Below are 3,612 nucleotides of genomic sequence, written 5' to 3'. Positions count from 1 at the left end.
ATCGCTGTCCAACTGCCGAACTCCTGGATTTGGCTGCTTTATGCGACGGCAGCGGTGGTTGTCTTTGCCTTTGGGTGGCAATTTCGACCTAGAATACGAAAAACGCCCTACGGTTTATTGCTGGCTGGGCTAGGCTGGCTGGCGGTTTCCAGCATCGTCACCCTGACCTCGCTCAAGCAGCACGACCCGCCAGAAGTGTGGGAGCGCGGAGCCAGATTGCTCGCCGCGCTGAATTTGCTAGGGTATGTCTGGCAGGTCTGTAACCAAGGGGCTTGCGCGGCAGTGGACGATCGTTGGAGATAAGTGTTTTATGGACCGAACCGTGATCAAATTCTCTTCAGAAGACTGCGGCATCTGCCACAAAATGTCGTTCTATGACCAAAAAGTCAGTGAAGAGCTAGGGCTTCAGTTCGTCAGTGTCAAAATGCAGGATACGGCGACCTATCGCAAGTACCGGAAAATCTTGCTGGCGCAGTATCCCGACAAAGAAGGCATGGGCTGGCCCACCTACATTGTTTGCGACGCGCCAGAGGGTGATTTCAAGATTGTCGGTGAGGTCAAAGGCGGGCACCCAAAGGGTGAGTTTCGTCAGCGCCTGCAGGACGTTTTGGCATCAGTTGAAGCGTAGTAGAACGGGGCGCGATTCTGCAAAACAGGCTTCTTACAGAAACCGCGCCCGAGCTCACTTCAGCACTTCAAAGTGCGTCACTTCCAGCACGGGACCAATCATGGCGATCGTCATCACGTCGTCGCGGACTTTTCCGTCTACTTTTACGCTGAGTCCGGCACTGTGTAGCTCTTTGGGCGCTTTGTGCAGCTCGTAAGTAGTGCCGTCCTTGCTCACAAGTGCCCACGTTCCGGGACCGAAGCCTTTACGCTCGATCGTTCCTTCTACCTGAATGCTCATATCGATCGCCCCTCTGGTTTTACAGCAAGCCGTGCCAGTAAGAAACACAGTACCGCATTCGCCATCAGAAAGGCACGGGCGATCGTGTCATTTCCCAGCCACAAAACATCTGGCGACGCTACTGCACTGACGACCAAACAGGCGGATACACCCAGGGTCGTCCCTACGGCAAACCACTTCCACTGAGCGTGTCCCAACAGCAGCAGCAGCAACCCCAGCGGAATCAGCACGCTGGCAAACAGTGGATTCAGCGCAGTGGTTCCCTGGACGGCTGTACCCAGTTCGGGAATCGAGCTACCCATCAAGCGGAAGGGCCACTGAGGCGCATCGAACAGATATAGCCCCCGCAGGAAAAACAGCCCCGAACTGCCCATCACTAAGCCCAACGATAGCGAGCCGCTCCAAGCAAAGGGAAAGTAGTTTCGCAAGAACCACGCCAGTAGGTAAGATCCCAGCACCATCAGCACTTTGGGCCACAGCGCGATTACACCGCCATCCAGCCAGAAGCGCGGGTTGAGGTAGCCGTTATCGCGCAGCCAGCGGAAGAAGTCGCGGAACGTGATTTGCCCCCGCACCGCCAGCTTGACGGCTGCGGCTGCGTCTAGCTTGCCTGCGCCGTAGTGGTTGAGGCTGTCGTCCTTAACTTGCAGCGCCGACTGCTTCAGCACGTCCTCGATCTCGTCAGGACTCTCGATGCCTGCGGCGCGGACCAGTGCCGCAACGCCTGCCACGTGGGGCGCTGCCATACTCGTTCCCTGATACGCCTCAAAAATTGACTCACCCGTTTCAGGGTCGATCGTGTTTTGCAGCACGCCCCCAGCTGGATCGGTGCCGCCCGTTTCTCCACCGGGAGCAGAAATATCGACTCCGGCTCCAAAGTTGGAGTAAGACGCCTTGCTGCCTGACGGACCCAATGCCGATACGCCAATCACGTGCGCGTAGCGTGCTGGATACGATGCAGAGTTATCGTTGGTGTTGCCTGCCGCTGCAATGACCACGACGCCTTTGCTGTGGGCGTAGTCGATCGCCTCTTTCATCAGTTGACTTTCGCCACCGCCGCCCAGACTCATGTTGATCACCTGAGCATTGTTGTCTGCGGCAAAGCGAATGGCCTCTGCGATGTCAGCAACGGTGCCACCGCCGCCTGCACTCAGCACCTTCAGCGGCATCAAACTCGCTTCGTAAGCAATTCCAGCGACGCCAAAGCTGTTGTTGGTCGATTGCGCGACGGTTCCAGCAACGTGGGTTCCGTGCCCGTTGTCGTCGGTGGCGTCCTCGCGATCGTTGACAAAATCGTAGCCCTTAACGAACTGCGTGTCTTTCAGATCAGGAACTTGACTAATGCCCGTGTCAATAACGGCAACCGTGACGCCGCTGCCTTTTGTGTCCTCCCATGCCGATTCGACGTTGATGCTGCGGAGGTTCCACTGCTTGCTATAGTCGGGGTCATTCGGCGCGAAGAAGGCGCTGTAGATATAGTCAGGCTCGATAAATTCTGTGTACTTGCGGACATCGGACCGCTTCAGCGACTCCAGCAGTTTGCGATCGCCCTGAACCACAAACACATGATCGGCAAACGAGAATTCGCTGTTGTAGCGGGGGGTCACCTTAAACTGCTTGGCGATCGTCTGCACCTGCTGTTCGATCTGCGCTGCACCAACGTCTTCGCGGAAGTCCAGAACGATCGACTTGTAGGTTCCCTGAGTCGCAAGTCCAGTGTAGTTGGAGATTGCCCACCAGAACCCTACGAGGAACAACCCCAGCAGCAACAGTCGTTTCATACTCGCATCTACCCGCAGTCAGGATGTTTACCACCATAGCTCAGGCTAGGACGAAATGAGAAAATGGAAATGTTGCGGTTGATGAAGGTAGCAATGGACCGTGGGGAAGAGTAGCGAATCGCGTGGTGGATCAGTACAGTGAGTAAGGATAACGTAGTCGTCCTACCTCTCAACCTCCCTACTCTCTTATGGAACGCGGTCTTCTCTGGTTGCCTCTGCTGGCGCTGTTTTTTTGGCTAACGTGGGCGGGCTGGAACGAATACCAGAAGCTTGAGGCGTACAAAGGCTGGGCAGAAGGGTTCGACCGCGCTAAATACGATATCTACGCGGTGCTGGGGCAAAAAGGCAATGACCTCACCTGGGGCAAACCAACGCGCAAAGGTCCGGTGAACTTAGAAACGTTCTCGCTAGAAACCGTGCAGTCGATTCGATTACTGGTGAACGACCAAGCGGTTGAAATGGAGAGTTCACCGACGAAGGGACGATCGGCGCTGGAGTTTCTTCGGGGAGGACAGGAACCCGTTCGGGTGCCGTTTACTGATCCAACGCTGGCGGCTAAATGGGGTCAGTTCTTGCAAACGTTTATGCAACAGAGACAGACGAGCCAGCAGGACGACGCAAGGTAGTGGATCAGGAACGCGATCGCCGCTTGGACCCCAGACACTAACAGAGTTTCTTCAGTATTCAGTTTGTGGCTATGAAATCTTTTCTTGCCTGGTTTTTACTGCCGCTTGTTCTGGTCCTGACGATCGCGAGCTGCTCGCATTCTGGCATCTCTGGCGGTGGCGATATTATCGTGGCGTCCAAGGATTTCACAGAGCAGGACATTTTAGGTGAATTACTGGCGCAGCAAATTGAATCAACCGGGTTAAAGGTCGATCGCCGTCCGCGATTGGGCGGCTCGTTCGTCTGCCATCAGGCGAT

Annotated in this window: 5 protein-coding genes and 1 pseudogene; 4 read left to right on the top strand and 2 right to left on the bottom strand. The window is 55.6% G+C overall.

Features of this window, described 5'->3' with window-relative positions; genetic code table 11:
- Positions 1-303, top strand: a pseudogene (locus H6F43_RS18240) (hypothetical protein); the annotation flags it as partial.
- Between the two features lie 7 nt (positions 304-310).
- Entirely contained in the window at positions 311-628 is a 318-nt protein-coding gene (locus H6F43_RS18235) for a thioredoxin family protein (RefSeq protein ID WP_190344135.1), read from the top strand.
- A gap of 54 nt (positions 629-682) precedes the next feature.
- On the opposite strand, the gene H6F43_RS18230 is transcribed toward H6F43_RS18235, so the two are convergent.
- Positions 683-907: a hypothetical protein gene (locus H6F43_RS18230; RefSeq protein ID WP_190344134.1), complete on the bottom strand. Its 225-nt coding sequence runs from the start codon at positions 905-907 to the stop codon at positions 683-685.
- Complete coding sequence (locus H6F43_RS18225; protein WP_190344133.1) at positions 904-2,688, bottom strand: S8 family peptidase; 1,785 nt, start codon at positions 2,686-2,688, stop codon at positions 904-906. Before H6F43_RS18225 ends, H6F43_RS18230 begins: the two co-directional genes overlap by 4 nt.
- A 188-nt stretch (positions 2,689-2,876) precedes the next feature.
- On the opposite strand from H6F43_RS18225, the gene H6F43_RS18220 reads away from it, so the two are divergent.
- Together H6F43_RS18220 and H6F43_RS22400 are read left to right on the top strand one after the other, a co-directional pair.
- On the top strand, positions 2,877-3,314 hold the full coding sequence (locus H6F43_RS18220; RefSeq protein ID WP_190344132.1) for a hypothetical protein: 438 nt from the start codon (positions 2,877-2,879) through the stop codon (positions 3,312-3,314).
- A 71-nt stretch (positions 3,315-3,385) separates the two neighbouring features.
- A partial coding sequence (locus H6F43_RS22400) for a glycine betaine ABC transporter substrate-binding protein (RefSeq protein ID WP_277879968.1) occupies positions 3,386-3,612 on the top strand: 227 nt, incomplete at its 3' end.

Origin of the sequence: Leptolyngbya sp. FACHB-36, from assembly GCF_014695955.1 — a bacterium.
In the GTDB taxonomy this organism is placed as follows: Bacteria; Cyanobacteriota; Cyanobacteriia; order Leptolyngbyales; family Leptolyngbyaceae; genus FACHB-36.
The sequence above is the reverse complement of the archived record's forward strand: the minus strand, read 5'-3'. Positions and strand labels throughout refer to the sequence as shown.